Origin of the sequence: Mycobacterium spongiae (genome assembly GCF_018278905.1) — a bacterium.
Taxonomy (GTDB): Bacteria; Actinomycetota; Actinomycetes; order Mycobacteriales; family Mycobacteriaceae; genus Mycobacterium; species Mycobacterium spongiae.
The window spans coordinates 3,377,205-3,391,682 of the sequence record NZ_CP046600.1 but is presented as its reverse complement, the minus strand read 5'-3'; the positions used below and the strand labels follow the sequence as shown (position 1 = coordinate 3,391,682).

Below are 14,478 nucleotides of genomic sequence, written 5' to 3'. Positions count from 1 at the left end.
GTGCATGGTCAATACCGCTGTTAGCGTTACAAACGCGGCGTGCGACCTCACGGCAGCTCCGCTCGGCTTCTGCTGCATATGGAGCGCCGCATCTAGTTGTGTGACTGACGGGGGCCGGTGACAGGCTGGGCTTTGGTCTTTTGTAGCAGCCTTTCGTATGGGGTTTGGCCGCCGAGCCCGCCGTGGGGTCGGTGGTAGTTGTAGTAGTCCTCCCATTCCTTGAGCTTCTGGTTGAACAGGCCGGCGTCGTCTTCGACGACACCGTCGAGCAGCCGGTAGAACTCTTCGGCATCGATGCGGTGCGAGCGTTCCACTTTCCCGTTGAGCCTGGGTGTAGCCGGGCGGATATAGGCGTGGCCGATACCCTGGTCGGTCGCGTGCCAATGGAAGCTGGATTGGAATTCCGCGCCGTTGTCGGTCTGGATCTTCTCGACCTGGAATGGCATACGTGAGATCACGTAGTCGAGGAACTGGATCGCGGTCTTTTGATCGGAGCGGGGGTAGGCCCGTAGCACGCGTAGTCGGGTGCAGTCGTCGATCGCGGTGTACTGGTAGTAGCGCTTGCGGCGGCCCGATCCGGTGGTGATCGGCTCGATGAACTTCACATCGATTTGCACGTGATGGCCGGGCCGTTGCTTTTCGTAGCGTTTCCAGCGGCCCGAATGGCGCTTGTAGCGTTGTGAGGCGGGCAGACGGTTCATCCCGAGCCGCTTGAGGATTCGCCACACCCCTGACGCGCTGATCGTGACGTCGTGGTAGCGCTTGAGGTACATGGTGATCCTCGATGGCCCGAAGTGGTAGTGCTGCCGCAGGTGAATGATCTTGTCCACCACCTCTGGCTCGGTGATCGTCGGGCAGTGCAGCGGGGCGCTGGAGCGGTCTTTGAGGCCGTCGAGGCCCTCGTCTTCGTAGCGCCGCTTCCACCGGTAGAACACGTTGCGGCTGATGCCGTAGTAGCGGCAGGTAGCCGCCACGTTTCCGCTGACTTCCTCGGCGTGCTTCAGCACGGCCAGGCGACGGTTGGCCCGCCTGAGCAGTTCCTTCTCACTCCAAACACGATCAGCCATGTGGCTCCCTTCCTCAGGAGCCCAGACTGTCAACAACCTCAGTCAGTTTTACAGCTAGGTCGGCGTCCGGCGAGCATATGTCGTGCGCGGATGGCAGGTCCTTGGGGCGGTTTATCCCGAGCCGCCTGGGAGCGGGCGGGCGTGTTCAGGGGGTGCCGGCGGGACCTCCGGTGCCGCCGGTTCCGGCGGTGCCGCCGGTCCCTCCGGTTGTGCCGCTGGGAGCGTTGCCGGGACTTCCGGTGCCGCCGGTGCTGCCGGCGCCTCCGGGGTTGGTTCCGCCGTCACCGGCGCCGCCGGTGCCGCCATCGCCGCCGTCACCACCGGTTCCACCGGTGCCGCCGCTGCCGCTACCGTTTCCGTTGCCGCCCTTTCCACCGGCTGTGCCATCGGCGCCAGACCCGCCGATACCGCCGGATGCGCTGGTGCTGGTGCCGGTGCCGCCGGTGCCGCCGGTGCCGCCGGCACCACCGTCGCCGCCGGCGCCGCCGTCGCCGCCGGTGCCGTTGTTGGTCCCGCCGTCGCCGCCGTCGCCGGCGGTGCCGGCTGTGCCTCCGGTGCCGCCGGCGCCGCCGGCGCCGGCGTCGCTGCCGCCGGTTCCGCCGGCGGCTCCGGTGCCGCCGGTGCCGCCGTTGCCGGCAGCGCCTCCGGTGCCGCCGTCGCCGGTGCCGGCGCCGGCTCCACCGGTGCCACCGGTTCCACCTTGGCCGCCGGTGCCGCCGGCGCCGCCGGTGCCGCTTTCAAGAACCTTGGCGAATCCTCCGGTGCCTCCTTGGCCGCCGTTGCCGGCAGCGCCGCCGTCGCCACCGTTGCCGTCGCCTCCGGCGCCTGCGGCACCGCCCGCGCCGCCGGCTCCGCCGGTTCCGCCGGTTCCGCCGTCGCCTCCTGGTCGATTTGGTGCGGTGGCATCGGCTCGGTTGTCCCCGGTGCCGCCGGTGCCGCCGGTACCGCCCTTGCCGCCGGTGCCGCCCTGTCCGCCGCCGGTGCCGCCGTTCCCGCCGTCGCCGCCGGTACCGGCGGCTCCGCCGGCCCCACCGTCGCCGCCCTGCTCGCCGCCTGGGCCGCCGGTGCCGCCGGCGCCGGCTTGGCCGCCGGTGCCGCCGGTGCCGCCGCCGGTGTCGCCGTTGCCGGCACCGCCGGTGCCGCCGGTGCCGCCGTCACCGCCGGTGCCGCCGATGCCACCGGGGCCGCCGCCCCCAGGGCCGTCGAAACCGTGGCCGCCGGCGCCGGCTTTGCCGCCGGTGCCGCCGTCACCGCCGGTGCCGCCGGTGCCGCTTGCACCTGTGGCTGACCCGGTGCCGCCGGTGCCGGCGTCACCGCCGGTGCCGCCGGTGCCGCCGGCGCCGCCCGCGCCGCCAGCCATTGCTTCAAGACCGGTGCCGTCGGTGCCTTGACCGCCGTTGCCGCCGTCACCGCCTGCTCCGCCGTCGCCGCCGGTGCCGCCGGCTCCCTGGGTGCCGCCGGTGCCGGTGCCGGCGGCACCGCCTTTACCTCCCGCTCCGCCCGCGCCGCCGTCGCCGCCGGTGCTGCCGGCGCCACCGTCAGCGCCGCTACCAACACCGTTGGCGCCGTTGGTTCCGTTGCCTCCGGCGCCGCCCGTACCGCCGATCCCGCCGGTGCCGCCGTCGCCGGCGTTGCCGGTGGCGCCGGTGATCGAGCCGATGCCGCCGGTGCCGGCGTCGCCGCCGGTGCCGCCGGTGCCGCCGGTGCCGCCTTGGCCGCCGGCGATGCCGAGGGTGGCGCTGTTGTCGGTGCCCGCACCGCCGGTGCCGCCGGTGCCGCCGGTGCCGCCGTCACCACCAGCGCCACCGGCGCCCATCTGGCCACCGAGGCCCACGCCGGCCGTACCACCGGTACCCCCGGTGCCGCCGGCGCCGCCCGCGGCGCCGGTCCCGCCGGTGCCGCCGTCGGTCGCGCCGACCGTGCCGGTGCCGCCGCCGCCACCGAGGCCGCCGGTGCCGCCGGTGCCGCCGTTCCCGGCGGAGCCGTGGGTGCCGGTGATCGAGCCGGTGCCGCCGGTGCCGGCGTCGCCGCCGATCCCGCCGGTGCCGCCGTGGCCGCCGGCGCCGCCGGCGATGTCGAGGGTGGCGCTGTTGTCAGTGCCCGCACCGCCGGTCCCGCCGGTGCCGCCGGTGCCGCCGTGGCCGCCGGCGCCGCCGGCGCCTTGGATCCCGCCGGTACCGGCGCCGGCCGCGCCGCCGGCACCCCCGGCGCCGCCCTGGCCGCCGGCGGCGCCCTGGCCGCCGGTGCCGCCGTTGGCCGCGCCGACCGTGCCGGTGCCGCCGCCGCCGCCGAGGCCGCCCTGGCCGCCGGTGCCGCCGTTCCCGGCGGAGCCGTGGGTGCCGGTGATCGAGCCGATGCCGCCGGTGCCGGCGTCGCCGCCGATCCCGCCGGTGCCGCCGTGGCCGCCGGCGCCGCCGGCGATGCCGATGGTGGCGCTGTTGTCGGTGCCGGCACCGCCGGTGCCGCCGGTGCCGCCGGTGCCGCCGTCACCACCAGCGCCACCGGCGCCCATGTGGCCACCGAGGCCCACGCCGGCCGCACCACCGGTACCCCCGGTGCCGCCGGCGCCGCCCGCGGCGCCGGTCCCGCCGGTGCCGCCGTTGGCCGCGCCCGCGGTGCCGGTGCCGCCGTCGCCGCCGAGGCCGCCGGTGCCGCCGGTGCCGCCGTTCCCGGCGGAGCCGTGGGTGCCGGTGATCGAGCCGATGCCGCCGGTGCCGGCGTCGCCGCCGATCCCGCCGGTGCCGCCGTGGCCGCCGGCACCGCCGGCGACGCCGATGGTGGCGCTGTTGTCAGTGCCCGCACCGCCGATGCCACCGGTGCCGCCGGTGCCGCCGTCACCACCAGCGCCACCAGCGCCCTGGGTGCCGCCGAGGCCCACGCCGGCCGCACCACCGGTACCCCCGGCGCCGCCGGCGCCGCCCGCGGCGCCGGTCCCGCCGGTGCCGCCGTTGGCCGCGCCGACCGTGCCGGTGCCACCGTCACCGCCGAGGCCGCCCTGGCCGCCGGTGCCGCCGTTCCCGGCGGAGCCGTCGGTACCGGTGACCGAGCCGGTGCCGCCGGCGCCGGCCGCCCCGCCGGTCCCGCCGGTGCCGCCGTGGCCGCCTTGGCCGCCGGCTGTGTGGAGGGTGGCGCTGTTGTCGGTGCCGGCACCGCCGGTGCCGCCGGTGCCGCCGGTGCCGCCGTCACCACCAGCGCCACCGGCGCCCATCTGGCCGCCGAGGCCCACGCCGGCCGCACCACCGGTACCCCCGGTGCCGCCGGCGCCGCCCGCGGCGCCGGTCCCGCCGGTGCCGCCGTTGGCCGCGCCCGCGGTGCCGGTGCCGCCGTCGCCGCCGGTCCCGCCGGTGCCGCCGGTGCCGCCGTTCCCGGCGGAGCCGTGGGTGCCGGTGATCGAGCCGATGCCGCCGGTGCCGGCGTCGCCGCCGATCCCGCCGGTGCCGCCGTGGCCGCCGGCACCGCCGGCGATGCCGATGGTGGCGCTGTTGTCGGTGCCGGCACCGCCGGTGCCGCCGGTGCCGCCGGTGCCGCCGTCACCGCCAGCGCCACCGGCGCCCATGTGGCCGCCGAGGCCCGCGCCGGCCGCACCACCGGTGCCCCCTGCGCCGCCGGCGCCGCCCGCGGCGCCGCTCCCGCCGGTGCCGCCGCTGGCCGCGCCGACCGTGCCGGTGCCACCGCCGCCGCCGAGGCCGCCCTGGCCGCCGGTGCCGCCGTTCCCGGCGGAGCCGTGGGTGCCGGTGACCGAGCCGATGCCGCCGGTGCCGGCGTCGCCGCCGATCCCGCCGGTGCCGCCGTGGCCGCCGGCACCGCCGGCGACGCCGATGGTGGCGCCGTTATCAGTGCCCGCACCGCCGATGCCACCGGTGCCGCCGGTACCGCCGTCACCACCAGCGCCACCAGCGCCCTGGGTGCCGCCGAGGCCCACGCCGGCCGCACCACCGGTACCCCCGGTGCCGCCGGCGCCGCCCGCGGCGCCGGTCCCGCCGGTGCCGCCGTTGGCCGCGCCCGCGGTGCCGGTGCCGCCGCCGCCGCCGAGGCCGCCCTGGCCGCCGGTGCCGCCGTTCCCGGCAGAGCCGTCGGTACCGGTGACCGAGCCGGTGCCGCCGGCGCCGGCGTCGCCGCCGATCCCGCCGGTGCCGCCGTGGCCGCCGGCACCGCCGGCGACGCCGATGGTGGCGCTGTTGTCGGTGCCCGCACCGCCGGTGCCGCCGGTGCCGCCGGTGCCGCCGTCACCGCCGGCGCCGCCGGCGCCTTGGAGCCCGCCGGCACCCGCGCCGGCCGCGCCGCCGGCACCCCCGGCGCCGCCCTGGCCGCCGGCGACACCCTGGCCGCCGGTGCCGCCGTTGGCCGCGCCGGCGGTGCCGGTGCCGCCGTCACCGCCGAGGCCACCCGTGCCGCCGGTGCCGCCATGCCCGGATGACCCGTTCGCGCCCATCACCGAGCCGGTGCCGCCGGTGCCGGCGTCGCCGCCGATCCCGCCGGTGCCGCCGTGGCCGCCGGCACCGCCGGCGATGCCGATGGTGGCGCTGTTGTCGGTGCCCGCACCGCCGATGCCACCGGTGCCGCCGGTGCCGCCGTCACCACCAGCGCCACCGGCGCCCATGTGGCCACCGAGGCCCACGCCGGCAACACCACCGGTACCCCCGGCGCCGCCGGCGCCGCCCGCGGCGCCGGTCCCGCCGGTGCCGCCGTCGGCCGCGCCGACCGTGCCGGTGCCGCCGTCACCGCCGAGGCCGCCCTGGCCGCCGGTGCCGCCGTTCCCGGCGGAGCCGCCTGTGCCGGTGACCGAGCCGGTGCCGCCGGCGCCGGCGTCGCCGCCCATCCCGCCTATGCCGCCGGCGCCGCCTTGGCCGCCGGCGATACCGATGGTGGCGCTGTTATCGGTGCCCGCACCGCCGATGCCACCGGTGCCGCCGGTGCCGCCGTCACCACCAGCGCCGCCGGCGCCTTGGGTGCCACCGGCATCCGCGCCGGCGGCTTGGTTGAAGCTATTGGCGACGCCACCAAGCCGGCCCGCAAGGGCGGCTTGGCTGAAGCTATTGGCGGCGCCACCGGCGCCGCCCGCACCGGCGGCGCCACCGGTGCCACCCGTACCGCCGTCACCACCGATCCCGGTGGCGCTAGCGGCGCCCGCGCCGCCCGCCCCGCCGCCACCACCGTCACCACCAAGTCCGCCGGCCCCACCGGAGCCGAAGTACACCGGGGCACTGCCGCCGGCGCCGCCAGCACCACCCACACCACCAGCTCCGCCGACACCGCCGGGATCACCGTCACCAACGGCAGGGCTGCCGTCAGCACCGGTTCCGCCGGCACCGCCGCGCCCGCCGTCACCACCGCGCATAAACAGCCCGCCGCGCCCGCCGGCGCCGCCGTCACCACCGGCGCCACCGGCAGCACCCGGCGTTATCGCACTACCGCCGGCGCCTCCGGCCCCGCCGGTGCCACCAGTCCCGTACAGCCAGCCAGGGTTACCGCCCGCGCCACCGGCACCGCCAGCCCCGCCGGCAGAGCCCATACTTCCAGCGCCGCCGTTGCCGCCGTTGCCGTACAGCCAGCCGCCGGAGCCGCCGGCCCCACCCGCGGCACCGCCCGTTCCGCCCGCTCCGCCGTTGCCGCCGTTGCCCAACAACCCCGCCGACCCGCCTGCGCCACCCGTTTGGCCTGGCGCGCCGGCAGCGCCGTTGCCGCCGCTGCCGTAGAGCAGGCCACCGTCTCCGCCGGCCCCACCCGGGGTTGTCGCGTTCGCGCCGTCGCCGATCAACGGGCGCCCAAGCAGGGCTTGAGTGGCAGGATTAATCAGGCCTAGCAGGGTCTGCTCGGCGTTGGCGGCCTCGGCCCACTTGTAGGCACTGGTGGCGCCTTGCAGTGTTTGGACGAACTCTTGCTGGTACACCGCGACCTGTGCGCTGATCGCCTGATACTCCTGGCCGTACGTGCCGAACAATGCCGCGATTCGAGTTGACACCTCGTCGGCGCCGGCGGCCAGCAGCTCGGTGGTGGCCGCCGAGGCAGCCGCGTTGGCGGCCTCAAGTGTGGAACCGATGTTGGTGAGATCACCCGCGGCGGTGGCGACAAGTTCGGGCGATATGGACAGAAAGGACATGAAAACTCCTCGCTACAGCCAAAAAACAGCTGTCCCGTATCAAGCGACAGTTCAGAGATTTTGGTGAGTCAAGCGTTGTCTCCGGCCGATGTCGCTGATTTAGAAAGCGAGGTGGTTCGACCCCGATTACGTGAGCCAAGTTGTCTGAGAGGTATATAGCCGGGCTGGCGGCCTGACCCTGATTAACTCGGCCGAGAATTTGTCAAACTTCTTAGCCGCACCCCACCAATGGCGGTGTCGCACGTCCGCTTTTTCGGGTTCCGTGCATGGTCAATACCGCTGTTAGCGTTACAAACGCGGCGTGCGACCTCACGGCAGCTCCGCTCGGCTTCTGCTGCAAATGGCGCGCCGCATCAACGGCCCTCGGTGGCCGGATCGGCCGGCCTAAAAGCAATGCTCGTCGGCAGGGAACGCCCCGCCGGCAACCTCTTCCGCGTACTGCGTCGCGGCACGGCGCAATTCGGTGCCGACGTCGGCGTATCGCTTGACGAAGCGGGGGCTCTTGCCGCCGCTCATCCCGGCCATGTCCTGCCAGACCAGGACCTGGGCATCGCAGTTTGGACCGGCTCCGATACCGATGGTCGGAATGGTGAGCTTGCCGGTGAGCTGCGTAGCCAATTCGGCCGGCACCATCTCCATGACGACAGAAAAGGCTCCGGCTTCTGCCACTGCGATGGCATCGGCCACGGTCTGTTCGGCCGCGTCGCCACGGCCTTGCACCCGGAAGCCGCCGAGGGTGTTCACGCTTTGCGGGGTGAAACCGATGTGCGCCATGACCGGGATTCCCGCGGAGGTGAGGCAAGCGATCTGGTCCGCCACCCGCTCGCCGCCTTCGAGCTTGACGGCGTGCGCCCCAGCTTCCTTCATGAACCGGGTGGCGCTCGCCAGCGCCGCAGCGGGTCCCGCCTCGTAGCTGCCGAATGGCAGGTCGGCGACGACCAGGGCGTGCTGGGCGCCCCTGACCACGCCGCGAACCAGCGGAATCAGCTCATCGATACACACAGGCACCGTCGTGTCGTAGCCGTACACGACGTTCGCCGCCGAATCGCCGACTAGCAGCACCGGGATGCCGGCTTCGTCGAAGATCCTGGCAGTGGAGTAGTCATAGGCCGTCAACATGGCCCACTTGTGGCCTTCGGCCTTCATTTTCTGCAGGTGGTGGGTACGGATCTGGGCCCGTGGTCTCGAGGAGTTTGTGGAGCGGTCAGCCCCATAGACATTCTGCTCAGACATCATTGTCCCTCGTGGTGGTCGGGTCGATCCTCGTGGCCCAAGCGGGTCCCCGGGTTCGTCTGACCATGACAGTCTGCCATTTCCGTCTTATCGATGCACCGTGTGACGGCTAACTTGGCGCTAAATCACAGCAGCTTCTTTTCGGGGCCACCCGCCGATGGCCGCTCACCAGCATCTTCGACCACCTCTGGCAGCATATGTGGGCATGGGGCTGACTCGCCGCGACAAGAAGGCGCGCATTTTGCTGATCGGGACCGCGCTGGCCGTCGTGGCGGTGGTGCTCGCGGGCTGCATTCGCGTGGTCGGCGGGCGTGCGCACATGGCCGAGCCGAAGCTGGGCGACCCGGTGCGGTGGTCGCCGTGTCGCTCCTCCAACCCCGAGGTGAAGATCCCGGGTGGCGCCCTGTGCGGCAGGCTTGCCGTGCCCGTCGACTACGACAACCTCGACGGCGATGTGGCCTCGTTGGCGTTGATTCGATTTCCCGCGACGGGCGACAAAATCGGTTCATTGGTTATCAATCCCGGTGGCCCCGGCGAATCCGGCATCGAGGCGGCGCTGGGTGTTTTCCAGACCCTGCCGAGGCGAGTCCATCAGCGTTTCGACCTGGTGGGGTTCGACCCGCGCGGGGTGGGTTCGTCGCGGCCGGCCATTTGGTGCAATTCGGACGCCGACAATGACCAGCTGCGCGCCGAGCCGCAAGTTGATTACAGCCAGGCGGGCGTCGAGTACTTGGAGGACCAAACCAAGCAATTCGTTGGCCGCTGCGTGGCGAAGATGGGCAAGAATTTCTTGGCGAATGTCGGGACGGTCAACGTCGCCAGGGACTTGGAGGCCATTCGCGTCGCGCTCGGTGACGACAAACTCACCTATCTCGGCTACTCGTACGGAACGCGGATCGGTTCGGCTTACGCCGAGGCCTACCCACAGCGAGTGCGGGCGATGATCCTTGACGGCGCTGTCGACCCCAATGCCGATCCCATAGAGGCCAACCTGCGTCAGGCCAAGGGGTTCCAGGACGCGTTCAACGACTACGCCGCCGACTGCTCCCAGGATTCGAGTTGCCCGCTGGGCACTGACCCGGCCAAGGCTGTCGACGTGTACCACAGCCTGGTGGACGCCCTGGTCGACCCCGACGACCCGAGAGTCAGTAGGCCGGCGCGCACCAAGGACAAGCGCGGGCTGAGCTACAGCGACGCCATCGTGGGGACCATCATGGCGCTGTACTCACCCAATTTGTGGCAGCACCTGACCGATGGTCTCGCGGAGCTGGCTGACCATCGCGGAGACACCATGCTCGCCCTGGCCGACATGTACATGCGTCGCGACGCGCGTGGGCACTACAACAATTCCACCGACGCGCGGGTGGCGATCAATTGTGTTGACCAGCCGCCGATCACCGATCGCGCCAAGATCGTTGACGAAGACCGCCGCTCCCGCGAGATCGCACCGTTCATGAGCTACGGGAAGTTCACCGGGTACGCGCCCCTGGGCACCTGCGCGTTTTGGCCGGTGCCGCCGACCAGCACGCCGCACACGGTCTCGGCGCCCGGTCTCGCGCCGACGGTGGTGGTATCGACGACTCACGATCCGGCCACGCCGTACAAGGCTGGCGTCGACCTGGCCAACCAGCTGCGCGGCTCGTTGCTCACCTTCAAAGGAACCCAGCACACCGTGGTTTTCCAGGGTGAAAGCTGTATCGACGACTACGTGACGGCGTACTTGATCGGTGGCACTACGCCGCCAAGCGGCGCCAAGTGCTAGCGCCAGCTGTGACGGACACGGGCAACCAGCGAGTCGTCCCGCGCTGACCGACTCATATCGGCGAGCTACGTCGACGCGCAGGAGATCCGACAAGTATCGGCGGTCGAGAGAGATGGATCGTACGCCGTAATCTCAGAGATCTTTTTGGTTGTTCAAGCCAATGCTGATGCATCTTGTGACCAGCGCTGACGAACGGGCTGGGAAGCATGCTCGGAAGAACGCCCCGAAGTGTCTCTTCGGTGACAACCGGAGTCGGGTCACCATCGCTGCTCAATCTCCAGCTGTGCACCCCGCGAACGCCATATCTTTTTCCAGTCCGCGCTATGGTGTCGTCAACTTTGACATCGATCACCTCGGTCGGGCTCACGATGCCTTTCACGTATGGAACAAACGTATCTCCCAGCTTTAGCTGAGCGTCTGTCTTTTCAGCAAATTGCACCTTGGGCCATCCTTCGTACCAGTACGGATACAGTCCGGGCCGGGAGAGCCACGACCAAACCGTACTGCTCGGAGCTGCGATTTCTGATGTCGTCCCTGAAGTACGCCTTCGCGTTTTCCGGCCTATTTTCTGATGGCCAATTCTGCGACGTACTCATCTCGACATGCTCGATCCTTCCCGCCAAAGACAGTCCTACAAGACGCTTGCTACCTGCCGCTTCGCTTCTCGGGCGCACGCTTGACGTGACGTGGTGGGAGCCAGGTTGGGCCGCGCTGCGCAGGTGATGCTAGGCGATGTCGAAGCCATACCCCACCGATCGTGCGAAAGCCAGACCTGGGCATCTGCAAAGCCGTCGGCTCCACGTGCGGATATGACGTGACGGGGATATGCGATCGAGGGGATACGAAATCAAGGCGTGACCATTTCGCGCTGTCGCGGGTATTCGGCGGTGAGACGATGGCGCCCATGCTGCGTCTGAGACCGTTGAGCTCGGCGCTGTTGTCGCTTGGGCTGCTGCTGGGCATGCCGGCAGGAGCACCACTTCCGGTGGCTGGCGCGACCCCGGAACTCGATCCTGGACCGACCCCGAGTCCGAGCGCGCCGACCGCGGCGCGTCAACAGGGCTGGGGTGCTTGCAACGGCTTCATCGGCCACATAGGTCACCTCCCCACCGCACAATGCGCCACAGTGTCGGTTCCGGTCGACTACGACAGGCCTGGCGGGGCACACGCGAATCTGGCGGTGATCCGTGTTCCCGCCAGCGGCCAGCGGATGGGAGCGCTGTTCCTCAATCCAGGAGGGCCGGGGGCATCAGCAGTCGACATGGTCGCCGCGATGGCGCCCGCGATCAGTGGCACCGCAATTAGCCGTCATTTCGACCTAGTGGGCTTTGATCCGAGGGGAGTCGGCCACTCGACCCCGGCGTTGCGTTGCCGCACCGATGCCGAGTTCGACGCCTACCGGCGCGATCCGATGGTCGACTACAGCCCGGCTGGGGTAGCGCACATCGAGCAGGTCCACCAGCGGATTGCTCAGGGCTGTATTGACCGGATGGGCGTTAGCTTCTTGGCGAACATCGGCACCGCGTCCACCGCGCGCGATATGGACCTGGTCCGCCAGGCGCTAGGCGATGAGCAGATCAACTACCTCGGATACAGCTACGGCACCGAGTTGGGTACCGCCTACGTCGAACGGTTCGGTGATCACGTGCGGGCGATGGTGCTCGACGGCGCCATCGACCCAACTGTCGACCCCATCGAAGAAAACATCAACCAGATGGCGGGCTTTCAGACCGTTTTCAACGACTACGCCGCGAACTGCGCCCGCTCGACCGCCTGCCCGCTGGGCACCGACCCCGCTCAATGGGTCAACCGCTACCACGCCCTGGTCGACCCCTTGGTCGAAACGCCCGGCCGGACGTCGGATCCCCGCGGCCTGAGCTACGCAGACGCGACGACCGGCACCGTCAACGCGCTCTACACCCCGCAGCACTGGAAATTCCTGACCAGTGGTCTCCTTGGGCTGCAGCGTGGCACGGACGCCGGCGACCTGTTGTTGCTCGCCGACGACTACGACGGCCGCGACCCCAATGGGCACTACAGCAACAACCAGGACGCCTTCAACGCAATCCGGTGCGTGGACGCGCCAACACCCACGGATCCGGCGGCCTGGGTCTCCGCCGACCAGCGGCTGCGCCAGGCCGCTCCGTTCCTCAGCTACGGGAGCTTCACCGGCTCCGCCCCCCGTGATCTGTGCGCCGTGTGGCCAGTGCCGGCCACGTCCACACCGCACCCGGCGTCGCCGGCGGCGCCGGGCAAGGTCGTCGTGGTATCCACGACCCACGATCCGGCCACTCCCTACCAAGCGGGAGTCGACTTGGCCCGTCAGCTGGGCGGCCCGCTGATCACGTTCGACGGCGCCCAGCACACCGCCGTGTTCGACGGCAACCAATGCGTGGATACCGCCGTGGTGCGCTACTTCGTCGAGGGGGTCGTGCCGCCGGCGAATGTGCACTGCCGCCCCTAGGTTTCGGTGGTGTTCGCTAGCCCGCCGGAGCCCCAGGCTGGCCGAACAGGAGCCCGCCACTGCCCCCGGCTCCGCTGAGGCCGTCGGCGGCGCCGCTGCCGCCGGCCCCACCGTTACCGCCGCTGCCGATCAGGACGGCATCACCGCCGTCGCCGCCGTTGCCGCCGTTACCACCGCTCGCGAATCCGCCGACACCGTCGCCGCCACCGCCGCCGTTGCCGCCGTTCCCGCCGGCCCCGCCGTTCCCGTACACCCACCCACCGGAGCCGCCCGAACCGGCGGCGGCGCCGTCGCCGCCGCCGCCGCCAGCACCGCCGGGGGCGCCGATGCCGCCGTTGCCGCCATTGCCGCCGTTGCCGCCGAATCCACCTGCTCCGCCGTTGCCGACGAGCCAGCCACGTGCCCCATTGCCGCCGTCGCCGCCGGAACCACCGAAGCCGCCGCCTCCGCCCGTGCCGGTCCCTTCGGCCTCGCCGCCGTTTCCGCCCCCGCCGCCCTCGCCGCCGGTCCCGCCGGCACCGCCGCTGCCGTAGAACCACCCACCCAGCGCACCGGAACCGCCGACACCCCCGTCACCGCCGAGGCCCCCGGAACCGCCGTCTGCGGTGCCGACGCCGTTCTCGCCCTTGCCGCCGCCGCCGCCGTTGCCGCCGTTCCCGGCGGCCCCGCCGTCGCCGGACAGCCACCCGCCGCGGCCGCCGCCGCCGCCGTTGCCGCCGAAGCCGCCGCCGCCGCCGTTGCCGCCGACGTCAGCGCCGGTGTCGCCGCCGTCGCCGCCGAAGGCGCCATTGCCGCCGTCGCCCGCGGCACCTCCGTTGCCGTGAATCCATCCTCCGGCGCCGCCGTTACCGCCGTCGCCGCCGGTACCGCCGAAGCCGCCGAAGCCGCCACCGTTGCCGCCGCGGCCGCCGCCACCGCCTTCTCCGGCGACGCCGCCGTGGCCGAACAGGCCGGCGGCCCCGCCGGCGCCGCCGTTGCCACCGTTGCCGCCGTTGCCGCCGGTGTCGCCGGGCCCGCCAGTGCCGCCTTGCCCGCCGTCACCGCCGGCCCCGCCGGCCCCGTACAGCCACCCGCCGGCCCCGCCACTGCCGCCCGCCCCGCCAAGGCCGCCGGTACCGGCTTGCCCGGCGCTACCGCCGATACCGCCGTTCCCGCCGGCCCCGCCGGCCCCGTACAGCCACCCGCCGGCCCCGCCACTGCCGCCGGCCCCGCCGGCACCGGCGGTAGCGCCTACTGCACCGGAGCTGCCGGGCCCGCCGTGTCCGCCGGCTCCGCCGTTGCCGATCAGTCCGCCGGCCCCGCCGGCGCCTCCGGTCACCCCCGGATTGGTGCTGTTGCCGCCGTTGCCGCCGTTGCCGTAGAGCAACCCGCCCGGCTCGCCGGGTTGCCCCACCCCGTCGATGGTGAGTCCGTCGGCGCCGTTGCCGATCAACGGGCGCCCCAGCAGCTCACGGGTGGGGGCGTTGATCGCGCTGAGCAGATTCTGCCGGGCGTTGTCGGCCTCGGCGCTCACATAGGTGCCCGCACCGCTGTTGAGGGTCCGCACGAATTGGTCATGGAAAGTCGTCGCTTCGTCGCTGAGGGCTTGATAGGCCTGGGCGTGCGCCCCGAACAACTCCGCGATGGCCGCCGATACCTCGTCGGCACCGGCCGCCAACACCCCGGTCGTCGGGAGGGCGGCGGCTGAATTGGCGGCGCTGAGCGTGGAACCGATACTGGCCAGATTGGTGGCTGCTGCGGCGACCATTTCCGGCGCTGCGATCACAAACGACATCCGTTGCCTCCAAATTGGTCTCAACAAGCTGCTAAGACGCGGCTATCGCCCCGGCAGCCGTCGCTTCGATCGCCTCGG

6 protein-coding genes are annotated in these 14,478 nt (G+C 72.4%); 2 read left to right on the top strand and 4 right to left on the bottom strand.

Annotated elements, in window-relative coordinates; translation table 11 throughout:
- Positions 1 to 92 precede the first annotated feature (92 nt).
- The 3 genes from F6B93_RS13775 to panB all read right to left on the bottom strand — a co-directional run bounded on the left by F6B93_RS13775 (position 93) and on the right by panB (position 8,400).
- A complete protein-coding gene (locus F6B93_RS13775; protein WP_211695598.1) occupies positions 93 to 1,067 on the bottom strand; it encodes an IS481 family transposase in 975 nt (324 codons plus the stop codon).
- A gap of 145 nt (positions 1,068 to 1,212) precedes the next feature.
- Positions 1,213 to 7,167 (bottom strand): PE family protein, encoded by a 5,955-nt coding sequence (locus tag F6B93_RS13770; protein WP_211695597.1) that lies wholly within the window; start codon positions 7,165 to 7,167, stop codon positions 1,213 to 1,215.
- 384 nt (positions 7,168 to 7,551) lie between these two features.
- Complete coding sequence (panB, locus tag F6B93_RS13765; protein ID WP_211695596.1) at positions 7,552 to 8,400, bottom strand: 3-methyl-2-oxobutanoate hydroxymethyltransferase; 849 nt, start codon at positions 8,398 to 8,400, stop codon at positions 7,552 to 7,554.
- 199 nt (positions 8,401 to 8,599) lie between these two features.
- On the opposite strand from panB, the gene F6B93_RS13760 reads away from it, so the two are divergent.
- Positions 8,600 to 10,162: an alpha/beta hydrolase gene (locus F6B93_RS13760; protein ID WP_211695595.1), complete on the top strand. Its 1,563-nt coding sequence runs from the start codon at positions 8,600 to 8,602 to the stop codon at positions 10,160 to 10,162.
- Positions 10,163 to 11,057: 895 nt separating this feature from the next.
- Positions 11,058 to 12,626, top strand: coding sequence for an alpha/beta hydrolase (locus tag F6B93_RS13755; RefSeq protein WP_211699483.1), 1,569 nt, complete (start codon positions 11,058 to 11,060; stop codon positions 12,624 to 12,626).
- A 16-nt stretch (positions 12,627 to 12,642) separates the two neighbouring features.
- Here the strand turns inward: F6B93_RS13755 and F6B93_RS13750 are convergent, their stop codons facing one another.
- On the bottom strand, positions 12,643 to 14,400 hold the full coding sequence (locus F6B93_RS13750) for a PE family protein (RefSeq protein WP_211695594.1): 1,758 nt from the start codon (positions 14,398 to 14,400) through the stop codon (positions 12,643 to 12,645).
- Positions 14,401 to 14,478 lie beyond the last annotated feature (78 nt).

Coding starts and splice junctions, on each gene's coding strand:
- F6B93_RS13755 (WP_211699483.1), top strand. CDS start 11,058: ATGGCGCCCATGCTGCGTCTGAGACCGTTGAGCTCGGCGCTGTTGTCG.
- panB (WP_211695596.1), bottom strand. CDS start 8,400: ATGTCTGAGCAGAATGTCTATGGGGCTGACCGCTCCACAAACTCCTCG.
- F6B93_RS13750 (WP_211695594.1), bottom strand. CDS start 14,400: ATGTCGTTTGTGATCGCAGCGCCGGAAATGGTCGCCGCAGCAGCCACC.
- F6B93_RS13775 (WP_211695598.1), bottom strand. CDS start 1,067: ATGGCTGATCGTGTTTGGAGTGAGAAGGAACTGCTCAGGCGGGCCAAC.
- F6B93_RS13770 (WP_211695597.1), bottom strand. CDS start 7,167: ATGTCCTTTCTGTCCATATCGCCCGAACTTGTCGCCACCGCCGCGGGT.